This is a genomic window from Streptomyces sp. NBC_00820 (assembly GCF_036347055.1).
Classification (GTDB): domain Bacteria; phylum Actinomycetota; class Actinomycetes; order Streptomycetales; family Streptomycetaceae; genus Streptomyces.
On record NZ_CP108882.1, the window covers coordinates 1,517,317 to 1,535,010 of the forward strand.

Annotated in this window: 14 protein-coding genes; 5 read left to right on the top strand and 9 right to left on the bottom strand. The window is 71.8% G+C overall.

Annotation, left to right across the window (positions count from 1 at the left end):
* Positions 1–41: 41 nt before the first annotated feature.
* Positions 42–1,409: an MFS transporter gene (locus tag OIB37_RS06950; protein WP_330456644.1), complete on the top strand. Its 1,368-nt coding sequence runs from the start codon at positions 42–44 to the stop codon at positions 1,407–1,409.
* 255 nt (positions 1,410–1,664) lie between these two features.
* Positions 1,665–2,039 (top strand): RNA polymerase-binding protein RbpA, encoded by a 375-nt coding sequence (locus tag OIB37_RS06955; protein WP_009187548.1) that lies wholly within the window; start codon positions 1,665–1,667, stop codon positions 2,037–2,039.
* A 172-nt stretch (positions 2,040–2,211) separates the two neighbouring features.
* On the opposite strand, the gene fxsA is transcribed toward OIB37_RS06955, so the two are convergent.
* The 4 genes from fxsA to OIB37_RS06975 all read right to left on the bottom strand — a co-directional run bounded on the left by fxsA (position 2,212) and on the right by OIB37_RS06975 (position 6,334).
* The gene (gene fxsA / locus OIB37_RS06960) at positions 2,212–2,775 is read right to left on the bottom strand and encodes an FxsA family membrane protein (protein WP_330456645.1); all 564 of its coding nucleotides are present in this window, start codon (positions 2,773–2,775) and stop codon (positions 2,212–2,214) included.
* 80 nt (positions 2,776–2,855) lie between these two features.
* Positions 2,856–3,686 carry a polyprenol monophosphomannose synthase gene (locus tag OIB37_RS06965; RefSeq protein WP_330456646.1) on the bottom strand — a complete coding sequence of 277 codons (831 nt, stop codon included), beginning with the start codon at positions 3,684–3,686 and terminating at the stop codon, positions 2,856–2,858.
* A 497-nt stretch (positions 3,687–4,183) separates the two neighbouring features.
* Positions 4,184–5,797, bottom strand: a complete 1,614-nt coding sequence (locus tag OIB37_RS06970; RefSeq protein ID WP_330456647.1) for an amidohydrolase — start codon at positions 5,795–5,797, stop codon at positions 4,184–4,186.
* Between the two features lie 96 nt (positions 5,798–5,893).
* Positions 5,894–6,334 carry an Lrp/AsnC family transcriptional regulator gene (locus OIB37_RS06975; RefSeq protein ID WP_076092236.1) on the bottom strand — a complete coding sequence of 147 codons (441 nt, stop codon included), beginning with the start codon at positions 6,332–6,334 and terminating at the stop codon, positions 5,894–5,896.
* 337 nt (positions 6,335–6,671) lie between these two features.
* Here OIB37_RS06975 and OIB37_RS06980 point away from each other — a divergent pair, with 337 nt between their 5' ends.
* Positions 6,672–7,118: a hypothetical protein gene (locus tag OIB37_RS06980; RefSeq protein WP_330456648.1), complete on the top strand. Its 447-nt coding sequence runs from the start codon at positions 6,672–6,674 to the stop codon at positions 7,116–7,118.
* A gap of 564 nt (positions 7,119–7,682) precedes the next feature.
* On the opposite strand, the gene OIB37_RS06985 is transcribed toward OIB37_RS06980, so the two are convergent.
* The 5 genes from OIB37_RS06985 to OIB37_RS07005 form a co-directional block, all read right to left on the bottom strand.
* A complete protein-coding gene (locus OIB37_RS06985) occupies positions 7,683–8,855 on the bottom strand; it encodes an acyl-CoA dehydrogenase (RefSeq protein ID WP_330456649.1) in 1,173 nt (390 codons plus the stop codon).
* Positions 8,856–9,344: 489 nt separating this feature from the next.
* The gene (locus OIB37_RS06990) at positions 9,345–9,998 is read right to left on the bottom strand and encodes a TetR/AcrR family transcriptional regulator (RefSeq protein ID WP_330456650.1); all 654 of its coding nucleotides are present in this window, start codon (positions 9,996–9,998) and stop codon (positions 9,345–9,347) included.
* A gap of 166 nt (positions 9,999–10,164) precedes the next feature.
* The gene (locus tag OIB37_RS06995; RefSeq protein WP_330456651.1) at positions 10,165–11,532 is read right to left on the bottom strand and encodes a peptidase C39 family protein; all 1,368 of its coding nucleotides are present in this window, start codon (positions 11,530–11,532) and stop codon (positions 10,165–10,167) included.
* A 349-nt stretch (positions 11,533–11,881) separates the two neighbouring features.
* Positions 11,882–13,423 carry an amino acid permease gene (locus OIB37_RS07000; protein WP_330456652.1) on the bottom strand — a complete coding sequence of 514 codons (1,542 nt, stop codon included), beginning with the start codon at positions 13,421–13,423 and terminating at the stop codon, positions 11,882–11,884.
* Between the two features lie 40 nt (positions 13,424–13,463).
* Positions 13,464–14,420, bottom strand: a complete 957-nt coding sequence (locus OIB37_RS07005) for a hypothetical protein (protein WP_330456653.1) — start codon at positions 14,418–14,420, stop codon at positions 13,464–13,466.
* A gap of 204 nt (positions 14,421–14,624) precedes the next feature.
* Between OIB37_RS07005 and OIB37_RS07010 the strand changes: the two genes are divergently transcribed.
* Both OIB37_RS07010 and OIB37_RS07015 read left to right on the top strand, forming a co-directional pair.
* Entirely contained in the window at positions 14,625–15,293 is a 669-nt protein-coding gene (locus tag OIB37_RS07010; protein WP_443058256.1) for a uridine kinase family protein, read from the top strand.
* A gap of 432 nt (positions 15,294–15,725) precedes the next feature.
* Entirely contained in the window at positions 15,726–17,594 is a 1,869-nt protein-coding gene (locus OIB37_RS07015; protein WP_330456654.1) for an AAA family ATPase, read from the top strand.
* The last annotated feature ends 100 nt before the right edge of the window (positions 17,595–17,694 follow it).

A 17,694-nucleotide genomic window follows, 5' to 3' on the forward strand; every position in this document is an offset into this window, starting at 1 on the left:
ACCGCCCCGGCGCGGCACTGCGGCGGGGAAGCGAGGCGCGGGTGGAGACGGGGACCGTCCCGGTGGAGGTGGCCGAGGAGGCCGCCGGACTGCGGCGCGAACAGCGCGGCTGGTACTTCTACGACTGGGCGTGCTCGGTCTACTCGACGACCGTCCTGACCGTGTTCCTCGGTCCCTATCTGACCGCGGTCGCCGAGCACGCGGCCGACGCCGGGGGCTACGTCCATCCGCTGGGCCTCCCGGTCCGCGCGGGTTCCTTCTTCGCGTACGCGGTGTCCCTGTCGGTGATCGTCGCGGTCGTGGTGATGCCCCTGGTGGGCAGCGCGGCCGACCGCACGGGCCGCAAGAAGCCGCTGCTCGCGGCCGCCGCGTACACCGGGGCTGCCGCGACGACGGGCATGTTCTTCCTGGACGGCGACCGGTACCTGCTCGGCGGGGCACTCCTCGTGGTGGCCAACGCGGCGCAGTCCGTGGGGATGATGCTCTACAACTCGTACCTGCCGCAGATAGCCCCGCCCGAGGAGCGCGACGCGGTCTCCTCGCGCGGCTGGGCCTTCGGCTACGCGGCCGGGTCCCTCGTCCTCGTCGCCAACCTCGTCCTGTACTCGGCGCACGACTCCTTCGGACTGTCGCAGACGGCGGCCGTCCGCGTCTGCCTGGCCTCGGCCGGGCTGTGGTGGGGCGCCTTCACACTCATACCGCTGCGCCGGCTGCGCGACCGGCACGCGCGCGAGGAGGGCGCCGGCGCACGCGAGGGGGCCACCACCGCGCCCGGACTGCGGCAGCTGGTGACGACCGTCCGGGACATGCGCCGCTACCCGCTGACGCTGGGCTTCCTGCTCGCGTATCTGATCTACAACGACGGCATCCAGACAGTGATCTCCCAGGCCTCGGTCTACGGCTCCGAGGAGCTGGGACTCGGGCAGTCGACACTGATCGCAGCGGTGCTGCTGGTGCAGGTGCTGGCCGTCGCGGGAGCGCTCGCGATGGGGCGGCTCGCGAGGACGTACGGTGCGAAGCGCACGATCCTCGGCTCGCTGGTGGCGTGGACGGTCACCCTGGGCGCCGGCTATTTCCTGCCCGCCGGGGTCCCGGTGTACTTCTTCGTCCTGGCCGCCGGGATCGGGCTGGTCCTCGGCGGCAGCCAGGCGCTGTCGCGGTCGCTGTTCTCGCACCTGGTGCCGCCGGGCAAGGAGGCCGAGTACTTCTCCGCGTACGAGATGAGCGACCGCGGGATGAGCTGGCTCGGGCCGCTGCTGTTCGGCATCACCTACCAGGTGACCGGAAGCTACCGCTCCGCGATCATCTCCCTGGTGATCTTCTTCGTCATCGGCTTCTTCCTGCTCGCCCGGGTGCCGGTGCGGCGTGCGATCGGCGAGGCGGGGAATCCGGTGCCGGAGAGGATTTAGCGTTCAACACGAAAGGGCGGTAGTGTACGCGTTTGGCCTGCCAGGCGTACCGTTACTGCGCGTCAAAGATGGCGAAACGCTGGGTGACATCTGCTAGCAGATGTGACAAACCGGGCGCCTGTGGGTAGAACAAGGGGCGGCTACGACGGCGACGCATGACCCTGAACGGGAATCTTTACCGCCGACCGGACGTTGACCGGATGACGACGACAGCGACACCTGTCCTGTGGGCGACAAGCCCGGGAGGCACGATTCATGAGTGAGCGAGCTCTTCGCGGTACGCGCCTCGTAGTGACCAGCTACGAGACGGACCGCGGCATCGACCTGGCCCCGCGCCAGGCCGTGGAGTACGCATGCGAGAAGGGGCATCGATTTGAGATGCCCTTCTCGGTCGAGGCGGAGATTCCGCCGGAGTGGGAGTGCAAGGTCTGCGGGGCCCCGGCACTCCTTGTGGACGGCGACGGCCCGGAAGAGAAGAAGGCCAAGCCCGCGCGTACCCACTGGGACATGCTGATGGAGCGGCGCACCCGAGAGGAACTCGAAGAGGTCCTCGAGGAGCGCCTGGCGGTTCTGCGTTCGGGAGCGATGAACATCGCGGTACACCCCCGAGACAGCCGCAAGTCCGCCTAGTCCCTGCGGGGACCGGCGGGAGCAACAAACGCACGTAAGCGAGACCGCGGGCGCCGGACGTCGATTCTGACGTCCGGCGCCCGCGGTCTTTTGTCTGTGGCCCCTCAGGGGGTCGGCAAGGGCACGCCGGTCAGTGGATCTGCGAGGGCCCACCGCTCCGTGGGCCAGTGGGTCAGTGGGTCAGTGGAGGGCGCTGTTCCCGGGACGTGCCGCCCGGCTCGCCCCGGTCCTCCCTGATGACCTCTCCCTGCACCACCTTGCCGTCCGGCCGGTGCATACGGGCCTGCTGGAAGGCGTTGCCGAGGCTGCCGGGGGCGGAGCGGCGGAGCCTGCCCTCCAGGGCGCGCTCCGCGAGGCGGCTCACGGCCTTCTGGACCGGGGGAAGCAGCAGGAGCACGCCGGCCGCGTCGGAGACCAGGCCGGGGATCATCAGCAGCAGGCCGGCGAGCATCATCAGGCCGTTGCCGCCGCCCCGGGACGGGGAGCCGCCACGCTGGAGTGTCTCGTTCAGGCTCTGGAAGGCGCGGCGTCCCGCGCGCTTGATGACCACCGAGCCGGCGACGAAGCCCGCCACCAGCAGCAGGAAGACGGTGAGGCCGCCCGCCGCGTCCGCGACGAGGACGAGCAGCCAGATCTCCAGCGCCAGCCACGCGGCCACGCCCAGCGGCAGATACCTGCGCAGCCGGGAGCGCCGGGGCCGGTCGGTCTGCGAAGAGGTGGGAGCGCCAGTCGTCATGCTCCCAGTGTGCCTGGGCGCGGCTCAGTGCGGGATAAGGGGTTGATCAGCGGGAGCCGTGCGGGGGCGGCGCGCCCGGGTCAGGCCTTGCCACCCTTGCCGGTGATCTTGTTGAAGCGTTCTCCCACGCCCCAGGCGGTGACCCGCCAAAGCGCCTCCACGAGGATGTCCTTGCTCATCTTGGAGTCACCGAGCTCGCGCTCGACGAAGGTGATGGGGACCTCGACGACGTGGTAGCCGGCCTTGACCGCGCGCCTGGCCAGGTCGACCTGGAAGCAGTAGCCCTGAGAGGCGACCTCGTCCAGGCCCAGACCCTCCAGGGTCTCGCGGCGGAAGGCCCGGTAGCCGCCGGTGATGTCGCGCAGCGGCAGGTCGAGGGCGAGCCGGGAGTAGAGGCTTCCGCCGCGGGAGATGAACTCGCGGGACTTGGGCCAGTTCACCACCCGGCCGCCGGGCACCCAGCGGGAGCCGAGCACCAGGTCGGCGCCCTTGAGGGCGGTGAGCAGGCGGGGCAGTTCCTCGGGCTGGTGGGAGCCGTCGGCGTCCATCTCGACCAGGACGCCGTAGCCGTGCTCGATGCCCCAGCGGAAGCCCGCGAGGTAGGCGGCGCCCAGGCCCTCCTTGCCCTTGCGGTGCAGCACCTGGACGTGGTCGTCCGCGGCGGCGAGTTCGTCGGCGAGCTTGCCGGTGCCGTCGGGGCTGTTGTCGTCCGCCACCAGCACGTGTGCGTCGGGGACTGCCCGGCGCACCCGGCCGACGATGCTCTTGATGTTCTCCGCCTCGTTGTAGGTCGGAATGATCACCAAGGCGGTGCCGAGCGGACCGAACTGTCTACCCTGAGCCTTGGCCGCGAGGGTCCCGTCGCCGTCGTTCACTGCTGCCCCTTCATGTCGTACGCAGGCGTCCACCATAGTGGCCACGGCCTGGGGTGACGCGACGGCACGTTCGTACGGTGGTGTCGATTCCGCAAGAGCGGGGTAAGAGTGTGCATTTAGGCCCCTGTGTCCGCGGCGGATGGGGGCCCGGCGCTCTTCGGGCCGACCTGGGACCCGCCGGCTGCGGGTCGACCTGAAGCCGTTGTCTACTGAGCGTCCGGGCCCCACCCGGGTCACACCCAGCCGACCGGCCGGAACGTTCCCTCGTCGGCGCGGGCACTGAGCCTGGCTCCCAGCGACGGTGCCCCGTGCGGCACACCGTCCCTGACTCAGCGGCGCTGCGACGAGTGCGCGAACACTCCCCGGTCGGGCGTCCGGTGGTGGACTCGGACGAACCTACCGGCCTCCTGCCGTCGACTGTCAACAGCCCTCTGACCTGCGTGAACGCAATCCCCTTCGCGGTGAGTGCGGAGGATGCGCAGGTGGGGCGACGGAGCGGAGCCGGACGGGCCGGTCCCGGCCGCCCCCGTAGATCACTCGCCCGGCCGTACGAACACCGTCCGTCCGCCGACCACCGTGCGCAGGCAGACCGGCAGAGCACGGCCCGGGGTCAGGTCCGGCAGTCCCGGGGTGCCCGAGCGCGGGTCGGTGGACCAGCGGGCGACACGGTCGTCGGGGGCCTGGACGACGAGTTCGTCGGTGCGCCAGACGGCGTAGTCGGCGGGTGCGCCGGGCACCAGGACGCCCGCGTCGTCGCGGCCGATGGCCCGCCAGCCGCCGCGCGTGTGGGCGGTGAACGCGGCGCGCACCGACACCCGGTGCTCGGGGGTGCGGTGGAAGGCGGCGGCTCGCACGGTGCCCCAGGGGTCGAGCGGGGTGACCGGGCTGTCCGAGCCGAAGGCCAGGGGTACGCCGGCGCGCAGCAGGGCCGCGAACGGGTTGAGGGTGCGGGCCCGCTCGGCGCCGAGCCGCTCGGCGTACATGCCGTCCTCGCCGCCCCACAGTGCGTCGAAGGCGGGCTGTACGGAGGCGATCAGGCCCAGCTCGGCGAAGGCGGCGACGGTCTCGGGGGTGAGCATCTCGGCGTGCTCGACGCGGTGCCTGGCGGCGCGGACGCGGCCGAGGCCGGTCTTGTCGGCGGCGGCGCGCACACCCTCCACCACAGCCGTCACGGCGGCGTCCCCGATCGCGTGGAAGCCCGCCTGGATGCCCGCCTCGGTGCAGGCGATGACGTGGCCGGCGACCGCGGCGGCGTCCAGGTAGGCGGTACCGGTGTGGGCGGCGTCGGCGTACGGGTGGTGCAGGCAGGCGGTGTGCGAGCCGAGGGCACCGTCGACGAAGAGGTCGCCGGCGGCGCCGGCCGCGCCGAGTTCGCGGGCCCTCGCCACGCCCTCCTCTCCCCCTTCGGCCCAGTAGCCCACGACTCGCGGCCCGGGCAGTCCGGCGGCGAGACTCAGCAGCTCCGTGAAGTCGTCCTCGGAGGAGATCTGCGGCCCGCCGCACTCGTGTACGGAGCCGATGCCGAGGGAAGCGGCGTGGGCGAGGGCGGTGCGCTGGGCCTCGGCGCGCTGGGCCGGGGTGACGGCGGCGAGGGCCGCCTGCCGGACGGCGTGGTGGGCGTCGCGGGTGAGCGGCGCGTCGTCCCGGGGGAGGTCGCCGCGGACCAGGTCCAGCAGGGCGGTGCTGACGACCGCGGAATGGACGTCGATGCGGGACAGGTACAGGGGGCGGCCGCCGGTGGCCGCGTCGAGTTCCGCGCGGGTCGGCGGGCGGCCGCCGGGCCAGCGGGCGGCGTCCCAGCCGTGGCCCAGCAGGACGCGGTCGTCCGGACGGGCCGCGGCGAAGTCGCGGACGAGGGCGAGGGCCGCCTCCAGGGACGGCGCGCCGGACAGGTCGAGGCCGGTCAGGGCGAGGCCCGTGGCGGTGGTGTGCACATGGGCGTCGGTGAAGGCGGGGGTGACCAGGGCACCGTCGAGGTCGATCACCTCGTCGACGCCGTCGGCGAAGGCGTCGGCGGCGCCCTCGGAGCCGACCCAGGCGACCTGGCCGCGCTCCACCACCATCGCGGTGGCGAAGGGGTCGGCGGGGCTGTGGACCTCTCCTCGGCGCAGGAGGACGGTCTTGGGGTCGGCGGACTGCTCACTCATGTCGGCAAGTCTCTCGCGTACGCGGGGAACACCGGGCACCGGGGCTCCCGGTGCCCCTCGCGTGCGCGGGTCGCGCCGGACGGCGGGGCGGCTGGGTCAGATCCTCGGCGGGCGTGCCTCGTACGGCGTGGACAGCACGACCGTGGTCCGGGTGGACACCCCGGCCAGGGAGCGCAGTCGGGCCAGGAGTTCCTCCAGTTCGTGCGGCGTGGCGACGCGCACCTTGAGGATGTAGTTCTCGTCGCCGGCGACGCTGTGGCAGGCCTCGATCTCGGGGACGTCGGCGAGACGGTCCGCGATGTCGTCGGGGGCGCTGGGGTCGAACGGTTTCACCGAGATGAAGGCGGTGAGCGGCAGCCCGACGGCCTCCGGGTCGACGACCGCGGCATAGCCGCGGATGACGCCGCGCTGTTCGAGCCGGCGCACCCGCTGGTGCACGGCCGAGGTGGACAGGCCCGTGGCCTTGCCCAGATCTGTGTAGCTCATCCGCCCGTCCTTGACGAGCAGCTGCACGATTTGACGGTCCAGCTCCTCCATGCCGCCAAAACCTACAGGGCGCTGGATCTTCTCGGATACCCGAGCGGCGCAGGTCATCCCCGGTCCACGCGGTGGACGGGGGCGCCGCGTGGGCCGTCCGGGGGCGTGAGGGGCCTGACGGACACGGGTAGGAGTGCGGGTGCGAGGGCGGCGGCGGGGGCGTCCGGGGCGGACAAAAAGCGGCGCACCGGGCACCTGCGCGGAGCATGTGACGAACGCCACAGCATCCGGACGCGCTGCGTGATGCTCTCGCGATTACCGCCGAGACGGGACGGGAAGTGCTTGGTGTGGTCGAGGCCGCAGTGCCTTCACGGCCCAGCCTTAGGGGGAGAATCCCATGCAGAGTGTCAAGCGCCCTGGTCGTCCCGTGTCCAAGCGGCCGCAGCCGGTCGTCGCGCCCGAGCCGGAGGGCGTCGAATTCGACGCCTACGAGACCGACGATCTCGACGGCGACGACGCCTACGACACCTTCGAGATGTACCGGGTGATCTGCCCGGACTGCGCGCAGCCGATCGCGCTGCTGGCGGACGAGGAGATCCTGCCGGAGCACGCGCTGTGCGCCTCGCCGTGGAACCCGTTCGGGCTCACGGTCTGCGCGGGTACCGGCCGGGAGGCCACCGAGGCCCGTCCCGCGGACGAGTCCTTCACGCCGCAGGAGCAGGACACCGCGCTGCTGCTGACGCTCCCCCAGGGTCTGAACTGGCGGACGCAGCCCTTCTCGCACGTCGGCGGCCCGGGCTCACGTCCGATGGCCGTGCCGACGATGCGCCGACAGGCCGCCTGACCTTCGCCGGGCGATCCGCCCGGATTCCCGTGACCGCCCCCGCGCCATGAGGCCCAGGCCGACGTGGTGCGGGATCGGGGTGTCCGGGGTCGGTGCGTCCGGGGCCGGTGCGTCCGGGGCCGGTGCGTCCGGGGCCGGTGCGTCCGGGGCCGGTGCGTCCGGGGCCGGTGTGTCCGGATCGGTGCATGCGGCATCGGTGCATGCAGGATCAGCGTGTCCGGGGCCGGTGTGTCCAGGGCCGGTGTGTCCGGGCCCCAGGACATCGGTGGCGCCGAGGGCGCCCGGAGGCGGACGCGCGTGAACTCACGCTCGATTCCGCCCGGCGGTGACCTGCGCGGGCACCCCGGCGTTGCTCAGTCATGACCCCCACGTACACGGCCACCGGGCGTCAGCGCCGCATCTTCGTCCCCCGGCCGGCAGAATCGCTTCCGCCGCCACAGCCGCAGGACCCGCCCATCTACCGCGAGCTGATGCGCGTCTGGGCCGACCGGGGCCGCACCCTGCCGGGCCGCCACGACCCGGAGTGGATCAGGCTGGCGGCCCCGACAGTCCTCAGGGGGCAGTTCAGCGACCCTCCGGTCCCGCCACGTGACGTGCGATGACCATCCGCTGGATCTGGTTCGTCCCCTCGACGATCTGCAGCACCTTCGCCTCGCGCATGTAGCGCTCGGCCGGGAAGTCGGCGGTGTAGCCGTAGCCGCCGAGGATCTGCACGGCGTCCGTGGTGACCCGCATGGCCGTGTCGGTGCAGTGCAGCTTGGCCATGGCGGCCTGCTTGGAGAACGGCCTGCCCGCGTCGCGCAGCCGGGCGGCGGCGAGGTAGAGCGCCCGGCCGGCCTCGATCTGGGTGGCCATGTCGGCGATCATGAAGCGCAGGCCCTGGAAGTCCGAGATCGGGTGACCGAACTGGCGGCGCTCGGTGGCGTAGCGGACCGCCTCGTCGAGGGCGGCCTGGGCCACGCCGATCGCGCAGGCGGCGATGCCGAGCCGGCCGGAGTCGAGGGCGGAGAGCGCGATGGAGAATCCCTGCCCCTCCTCGCCGAGGCGCCGCTCGTCCGGGACACGGACGCCGTCGAAGTGGACCTGGGCGGTGGGGCTGCCCTTCATCCCCATCTTCTTCTCGGGCGCCGCGCTGCTCAGGCCCTCGGCGTCGCCGGGCACCAGGAAGGCGGTGATCCCGCGCGGGCCGTCCTCGCCGGTGCGGGCCATCACGGTGTAGAAGTCGGCGATGCCGCCGTGCGTGATCCAGGCCTTCGTGCCGGTGAGCACCCAGTGGTCGCCGTCGCGGACGGCCTTGGTGCGCAGGGAGGCCGCGTCCGAGCCCGACGACGGTTCGGAGAGGCAGTAGGCGCCGAGCAGGCCGCCGCCGAGCATGGCGGGCAGGTGCTCGACCTGCTGCTGCTTGGTGCCGTGGGCGGCGAGCGCGTAGGAGGCGAGCGTGTGCACGCTGACGCCGAGGCCGACGGTGAGCCGGGCCGCGGCGAGTTCCTCGAGCACCTGGAGGTAGACCTCGTAGGGCTGCTCACCGCCGCCGTACTCGGCGTCGTACGGCAGGCCCAGCAGGCCCGATTCCGAGAGCAGGGTGAAGACCTCGCGCGGGAAGCGTCCGGCGTCCTCCTCCTCGGCCGCCTTGGGCGCTATCTCGCGCTGTGCGATCTCACGGACGAGTGCGAGCAGATCGCTCGCCTCTTCCGTGGGCAGTTGACGCTCCACCGGCTGCGGGTCGCGGTCGGACATGGCGTCGCTCTCCTCCCTGTTCGGGCACATCGGCGGGCGTACGCCTTGGGTGGGGCGGCTCCGCCAGATCGTTCCGGTTCCGCCGAAGGGTCCCGCTTCCGGGTCGCGGAAGCTGCTGACCAGCGGCTCTGTGCGGTGAGTATGCCCGATGGGGAACCTCACGTCACCAGTTAACGACCGCTCACTTCAACATTCCAGCCGGAGTCGTCCATGCCGCCGAAACCGGCCCGGACGACGGGCGAATCCGGGAGCCGGGAAGCGGAGCGCCGACCGGGCCCGGGGCATGCGCAGCCGTCCACCGCGGGATGGCACCCGCGAGCCGTGGTGCCACCGGCCATGGGGGCACCCAGCCCCGGAGCGTGGGGTGCCCGGTGCCCGGCCGTGGGGCGCCAGTCCTGGAGCGTGGGGTGCCCGGCCGTGAGGGCGCGGGCCCCGGGGCGCGGGGCACCGGGGCGCGGGGCACCGGCCGTGGGGCGCCGGCCCGGGGAATCAGCCGTCGCGGCGGGCCGGTGGCGGGGCCGGGTAGGACGGGTCCAGCTCCTCGATGGCCCGCAGGGCTCCGCCGAGGCTCTTCACCAGCAGCTCGCGCATGGTGTCCCGGGAGAGTCCGGGGCGGTCGATCCAGTCGAGGGTGGCCCCCTCGACGCCGCACACCCAGGCGATCAGGCCCATGCGGGCCAGCGGGGCGATGCCGGAGCGGCCGTACGCCCCTTCGGCGATGGTCGCGACGATCGCCTCGCGCACTCCGTCACGGATGGCCTGCACCTCGGCGTCGAAGCCGACGCCGCCGCTGATGATGGTGCGGTAGGCGGCCTGGTGGTCCTCGGCGAAGCGGAGGTAACCGTCGATGGTGCGGTGGACGCGATCCACGGCGGGACGTTCGAGGCCGCTGGCCGCGAAGGTGACCAGGTCGGCCACGGAGTCCTGGACGATCGCCAGGTAGTAGCCGCGCTTGGACTGGAAGTAGTAGTAGATCAGCCCTTTGGCGACGTGCGCCTGCCGGGCGATGTCGTCCATGGACAGGGCGTCGTAGGACGTGTCGGCGAACAACTTCCGCCCAATGGCGATGAGTTCGGCGCGGCGCGCCGCGGAGCGCTCGGTGCCGCGCGTCCGTGAGGTGACATCGGCACTCTGCTGACGCATAGTCAATTTCGACCCTGGTCTGGGAGTCGGCGGGACAGCCGCAGTATGCCAGAGCGTGCGAGCCGGACAACCGGGCGTATCAGGACGGCCGGGCCCGGGCACGGGCGTGGCGGTCGCCACGGCCCGTACCCGGAGCGGTACTTGGCGCCCGGGGCCTCTCACACGGTCAGCGCACGCCCACCGCGGCGAGCGCCTTGCGCTGACGCGCGGTGGGGTGGGCCGGGAAGTACAGGTAGCAGACACCGCCCGTGCCGGAGGAGACGCCGCCCGAGGCGTTGTACCGCTTGGTCCTGAGCCAGATGTTCTCGAACTCCCGCCTGAGGTACACCCTGCGCACGGCCGGATCGCTGGGCGAGGCGGGGTCGTTGGCGATCACGTCGCCGTCCGCGGTGAAGCCGATCACCGTCATCAGGTGGCCGGAGGTGCCGTAACCGGCCCCGGTCAGCTCGGTCTTCAGGAAGGACTGGGACGTTATGGCCGGGATGCCGGCCGCGACCAGGGTCTCCAGTTCGCTGAGCGAGGCGAGCCGCGTCACCACGCCCTGCAGGCCCGGGTACGTGGCGGCGTAGGCGGCGTTGAACGGCCAGTTGCCGCAGCCGGTGTACTGGTAGTCGTAGGTGAACCGGGCCGCGTTGTCGACCTGCGGGTCGGCGTACGTCGGGTCCACCCAGGACAGCTGCTCGGGGGTGAGCCGGCCGCCCCAGTACTCGATGATCATCTGCGAGGAGGTGGGGCTGCACCAGGCCTCGCCGCCGTTGTCGTACTGCGGGTACTGGCCCTTGTGGATCTCCTGCGAGTAGCGCGGGACGGCCAGTTCCTGGGCGAGGCCGGGGGTGGAGGCGGGGACGGTGAAGCGGTCCGGGATATCGGAGCCGATGGCGCCGAGCCGCCAGACGGTCGGGGTGAGACGGGTTCCGGGCTTGCGGTAGAGGGTCAGCCGCAGCCGGTACGACACCAGGCGCAGACCGGTGCTCGCGTCATCGATGGCGAAGGTGTCGGTCCAGATGGTGCTCTTGCCGTCGGTCTGGTCGTCGACCGAGGTCCGCTTGATGTCCTGGTCGCCGGCGGCCCAGCGGCCCATCACGTACCAGGGGGTGGCGGTGCCGTCGGTGTACGTGCCCTGCAGCTCGACCTGGAGCCAGGTGCCGTCGGGGGTGTGCGCGTTCCAGGAGGCGATGACCTCGGTGGCGGGCACGCGCAGCGTGTGGGCCGGGGAGGTCCAGGTGGCGTAGTCCCAGGCGGCGGTGGTGCCGGTGTGCGGGTCGGTGTAGTCGGTGCGGCCCGCGGCGGCGCCGATCACGACACCGGGGCGGGAGCCGGAGACCGCCCGCACGCCCCGGGCCGCACCGCGGCGCCAGTCGTGGTGCGTGGTCCAGGCGTGGTAGTCGATGGGGCGGGCCGGTGCCGGGCCGGGATGACCGGTGGCGGGCGCCTCGGCGCCGGCGGCGGCCGCGGGGACCGCTCCTCCCGCCATCGCGGCGGCGACCACGGCGGCGAGGACGGTTCTACGGGACGGCTGTTGGGCTCTGCTCATGGGCGCGACTACCCCCAGGTGTCCGAGTCGGGACTGATCCGCTGCACGGTTGTGGGCCAACTATGGAACAGGTGCCATGGCCCTGCCAGCACTTCGGCACATGCCGCGCCACGAATATTGGTCTTGGCCACTGAAGGGACCCGGCCCACGGGCCGGCGGGGGAATCCCGGGAACGGGACGGCCCCGGCGCGGGCGGGATGCCACACGCCGGGGCCGTCACCGGGACGAACCGGAGCCGTCGTCCGTGCGAGCCGGGACTGTCGTCCGTGTGGGCCGGGTGCCGGCGCGCGGGCCGGCGGTCGGTGCCGGATCACGCGCGCCGGACCCGTCGGGCGAGGTCCGCGACCGTTCAGACGAGGTCCATCGCCGCGATCTCGTCGGGGCGGCCGTAGCTGACCGGGCCCTGGAAGCGGCGGCGGGCGGTGGCGAACCACCACACCGTGGCCACGAGGAGGACGGCGGCCAGCGCGATCGGCGCGTAGTTGAAGGAGTCGACGGTGATCGGGGAGGCCTGCGGCAGCATGAACAGGACGCTGCTGAGCACCGTCCAGATCACCGCGACCCATCCGATGGGGACGCCCCAGCGGCCCAGGTTCCACGGGCCGGGCTCGAAGGCGCTCCCGAGCCGCAGCCGCAGGAAGATCGGGATGGCGTAGGCGAGGAAGAGTCCGACCACGTTGACGCTGACGATGGCGGTGAACGCCGTGTGCGACCACCAGCCCGGCACCACCAGCGCGAGCGAGCAGGCCACCGCCAGCCACACCGCCTTCACCGGCGTACGGGTGCGCGTCGAGACCGAGTGCCACCAGCGGGAGCCGGGCATGGCGCCGTCCCGGGAGAAGGCGAAGATCTGCCGCGTGTTGCTGGTGAGGTTGGCCAGACCGCAGAAGAGCATGGCGCCGATGATGATGAACAGCATCGCCTTGGCGGTGCCGAGGCCGAGGCCGTCGATGAGAATCTGGACGGGCGGTGCGGAGGAACCGGCCACCTTGTCGTAGTTGCCGATGCTGTAGACCAGCGCCAGCATCAGGATGAGGCCGGTGATCGCCGAATAGGCGATGGAACGGGTGATCCCCTTCGGGGCGTTGACCGTGGCCTGGACCGTTTCCTCGGACATGTGGAAGCTGCCGTCGAACCCGGTGAACGTCCAGCTGGTGACGAGCAGGCCGAGCATGCCGCCGTAAAGGCCGTTCGTGAAGCCGGTGTTGTTCTCGAAATGCGTCACGAAGGACGCCGACTGATGATGATCGGGCATCACGATGAGTGCGGTCACGATCACCACGAGTCCGACCAGCAGCCACCACACGGAAATGCGGTTCAGCAGGGCGACGAGCTGCACGGTGTAGGTATTGGCGAGCCCCTGCAGCACGATGATCAGGGCGGTGATCATGACCGTCTGGTGCACGGTCGGCTGGTAGGAGGTCCACTGCAGGGCGACGAACGCCTGGATGAAGGTGGCGGCCGCGTAGCCGGTGGCGGCGGTACCGCCGATCTGGCCGACGAAGTTCAGCCAGCCGGTGAACCAGGACCAGGCGCCCTTGTGCCGCTTGGCGAGTTTGCCCGCCGAGAAGTACAGCGCGCCGCTCGTGGGATAGGCCGAGGCGACCTCCGCCATGGCGGCGCCGATGAACAGCACCATGACGGACACGCCGATCCAGCCGAATACGAGAATGCGGGGGCCACCCGCGTTCATTCCGTACCCGAAGGACGAGAAGATACCCGAAAGAATGTTGATGATGGTGAAGGAGATCGCGAAATTGTCGAACGCCTTGAAGCGTCGCGTGAGTTTCCGCGGATAACCCATCTCGTGCAGGGTGGCGTCATCGTCCAGCACCACGGTGCCTTCTTCTCCGCGGGCCTTCGCCCATGGCGCCGATATCCGTTCCGACACTGATCGACCTTTCTCTAGGAGGGGCAGAGCACGTGCGGGGTCAGGCGGGTCCGGGAACGGGCAGCCCGCAGGCGCGCCGGGCCCGGGAGAGCTGTTCGGCGGGGTCGCCGAAGGCACTCCAGGGCATGCGCGAGGCGTACGGGCCCATCGCCGCGAAGACCGCCCGGGCCTCGAACTCGCGCTGGCCCATGACCAGCGCGTGCGCGAGGTAGGCCAGGTCGAGCACCGGGGTGAAGCGGTAACCGGCCACCGCGGGCAGCCAGTTGTGGTAGTTCGCCAGCGCGGCGGAGCGCCACTGGGGCTGCTCCCAGACGCGGTCGGCGAGCAGTTGGGTGGGGTTGTAGCTCTCCACCAGCGCCACCAGGGGCAGCAGCCGCAGGTCGGAGTCGGCGGGCGCCCGCTGACTGAGGAACGCGGCCACGTCCCAGGCCGCGTTGACCGAGCCGCCGTGGCGCGTGAAGAAGAAGGACAGGAAGCGGTGGTGTCCCTCCCGGTGCCAGGGGTCGAGGGAGAGGATGTGCGCGAACAGCCGCCAGGGCCCGGGCGGGCCGGTGAGCAGCCCCTTCGGCGCGGGTTCGCGCAACCGGTGCAGCCGGGCCATGGTCAGTTTGGCGACCCAGGGCGTCGGATCCTCGGGCGCCAGGGCGGCGGCCCGGGCACAGGCGGTCAGCGCGATCCGCTCCAGCGCCTCGGCGCGCTCGTCGCGCGCGTCGGCGGCCCGCATCGCACGCTGGACCGCGACCCGGGCCCACATCAGCGCCGCCTCGGGCGACGGCTCCTCGGCCAGCCAGCGCTCGACCAGATCGGTGCCGGCCGCCTCGGAGGCCAGCACCAGCGAGCGGTGGGAGCGCAGGGCGAAGTCGGCACGCGTCTCGGCAAGGGCTTCGCAGGCGTATCGATAACGGCCCGCGCGCACATCGACGCATACGCTCGCCAGGACACGGTCGTCGGCCGCCGGATGCCACACGTAGTGCCCTTCGAATAACCCCGCGGCCATGTTCTCCTGTCCATCCCCGTACGGCGCGCCACAGTTGCGCAGGAGGCACCTTACTCAGGGGTCGGCACACCGGGAACGCCGAGTTTCACAAATCGGTCAGCCGATTCGGAATGTTTATCGGTTCGATTGACCGGCCGTCGGCCAGTGGTTCAAGAAGTGACGTTCCCGTGCCCGCCGCCGCGTCCGCTATGGGCCACTACTAGACTGTTTCCGGAGAACTCCCCCACACCGCATCACACCTCAGGAATCACCATTCACGACCTCGCCGCCCGGCTGCGCGCCCTCCCCCCGTCCCTGGGGCAGGTCAGGCTGATCGGCGTCGACGGGCACGCCGGCTCCGGAAAATCCACGTTCGCCGCCCGGCTGGCCGCCGCGCTGGGCGGGGCTCCGGTGCTGCACCTCGACGACATCGCCGACCACGAGCGGCTCTTCGGCTGGACCGGCCGGCTGATGGCGCAGGTGATCGAGCCCCTCGGCCGGGGCGAGACCGCGCGGTACACCCCGTACGACTGGACGGTCCGCGCCTTCGGCCCGCCGCGCCCGCTGCCGCCCGCTCCCGTGGTCGTGATCGAGGGGGTCGGCGCGGGCCGCCGGGCGCTGCGGCCGCATCTGGCGCGGTTGCTGTGGATGGAGCTGCCCCGGGAGGAGTCCTGGGCGCGCGGGCGGTCGCGGGACGGCGCGGGGCAGCGCGAGTTCTGGGACGAATGGGTCCGGGCCGAGCGCGCGCACTTCGCCGCCGACCCCTCGCGCCCCCGTGCCGATCTCCTGGTACGCCAGACTTTTGAGGGGTACGAGGTGCTGCCGGGGCCCGCGGTGACCCCTGTTCCGCCCTCGAACATCACTCACCGTGACGGACCATCCGCAATGTGCTGAACCTGTGAAGACGCTCGCAACCGAACTTCTCCGAGTGCCTCAACTCCGCTTGACCGGGGGGCCGTACAGGACTTACGTTCTGAATGTGCGGCCTATCGGAGCCGCCTGCAGACGCGAAGCCCCCGGTTGTTCCCCCGTGATCGGGGGCTTCGTTCTGCCCTCGGCCCGTTTTCACGGCCGCCCCGCGCACCTGTTCGCTCACCCTCGGTCACCGAACTTCGGTGCGCCCCGTCTGCTCCCACCTCGTCGAACGACCCGTACGGCACCCTTCGGTGCGAGGTGGTACCGCGGGTACGATGCCCTCGGTGCGACCTTCGAGCGGCTGCTTCGCGCACCTGCAACTCCGGTCCGCGGCACAGCGGTTCGACCGCGGCGGCCGTCGGGCGCCTGCTCGGTGGTGAACCAACGGGGGCACGGTCTGTGGGGGACGTGATGGACTTCGGCACGCGGGGCCCCGAGGCCCCGGCCGACCTCGCCTGGCTGCGAGGTGTGGACGCCTACACGATGGGTGCCTATCCGCAGGCGGAGGAGGAGTTCCGCGCCGCGGCGCGGATCGATCCGGGGATGGCGGACGCCTGGCTCGGACTGCACGCGCTGCGCGTCGACACGACGACCGCGCTGCTCAGGATGTTCCGGCACAGAGACCGGTTCGGGGAGCAGCGCGCCCGGCACGGCCGGTCCCTGAACTCCTGGTACTGGCTGGGCTGGTGGGTGCAGCCGGTGCTGGAGAGCCCCCGGGACCTGCTGCTGGCGCACGCCTCTCACTGGCTGGACGGCCGGCACGTGCCGGAGCTGGACCGGGCCCTGGCCGGGCTGCCGCCGGTGGACACCGACCCGCAGGTCCGCTTCCTGCACGCCTGCCGCGCCTACCTCGTCAAGGACTGGGACCAGCTGGTCCGGAACACCGACCCGCTGCTCGACGACCCCCTGCTCGGCATCGAGGCCGGCCTCTTCGGCGGTATGGCCCGGGTCCGGCTGGAGACGTTCGGGCAGGCCGAGCCGCTGCTGTCGGCGGCGCTGATGCGGTGCCGCAGCGAGCAGCCGCAGCGCAAGGAGCTGCGGTACTGGCTGGCGCGGGCGCACGAGGGCACCGGCCGCAGTGCCGCGGCGCTCCCCCTGTACCGGGCCGTGCACCGGGTGGACCCGGCCTTCATGGACACCTCCGCGCGGCTCGCGGCGATCGCCGAGGGGGACGGGTACGACGATCCGGCCGACTTCGCGGCGATCACGCTGACCGGCGCCGGGCAGGACGTGGTGGACGGCCCGGACGGTCTCGATCCCTTCTTCGGCACCGAGGGCCGCGATCTGCGGATGCCGGAACCGGACGTGCCGGCGGGTCCGCTGTCCTCGGTCTCCGGTCCGCCGGTGCGCGCGAAGAGCGGGATGCCGTCACCCTCCTCACCGTTGCCCGCGGGGCCGACCGATCCCGGGCTGCTGGAGGAGGCGCTCGCCGAACTGGAGCGCATGGTCGGACTCGAACCGGTCAAGCGCCAGGTCAAGGCGTTGTCGGCGCAGCTGAACATGGCACGGCTGCGGGCCGGGCAGGGACTGCCGGTGCAGCCGCCGAAGCGGCACTTCGTCTTCTCCGGCCCGTCGGGCACCGGGAAGACCACGGTCGCCCGCATCCTCGGCCGCGTCTTCTACGCCCTCGGGCTGCTCGGCGGCGACCATCTCGTGGAGGCCCAGCGGGCCGATCTGGTCGGCGAGTACCTGGGGCAGACGGCCGTGAAGGCCAACGAGCTGATCGACTCCGCCATCGGCGGGGTGCTGTTCGTGGACGAGGCGTACTCGCTGTCCAACTCCGGGTACGGCAAGGGGGACGCGTACGGCGACGAGGCGCTGCAGGTGCTGCTCAAGCGGGCCGAGGACAACCGCGACCACCTCGTGGTGATCCTGGCCGGCTATCCCGAGGGAATGGACCGGCTGCTGGCCGCCAACCCCGGTCTCTCCTCCCGCTTCACCACTCGCGTGGACTTCCCCTCCTACCGGCCACAGGAGCTCACCGAGATCGGCAGGGTGCTCGCCGCCGAGAACGGGGACCGGTGGGACGACGAGGCCCTGGAGGAGCTGCGGTCCGTCGCCGGGCACGTCGTCGACCAGGGGTGGATCGACGAACTGGGCAACGGCCGCTTCCTGCGCACGCTGTACGAGAAGAGCTGCGCGTACCGGGATCTGCGGCTGTCGGTGTACCCGGGTGCCCTGTCGCGGGACGACCTCGCCACACTGCGCCTGCCGGATCTGATGCAGGCGTACGGGGAGGTGCTGTCGGGGCGGGGGCCGCACGATCCGTCGGACGTGTAGGTGCCGTGGGCCGTTGCCGGGCGCGGCAGGGGACGGTGCCGTCGCGGCGTACGGCACCGCGATTGCCCAGGAGCGCGGGGAACTGCGCGACCAGCCCCCC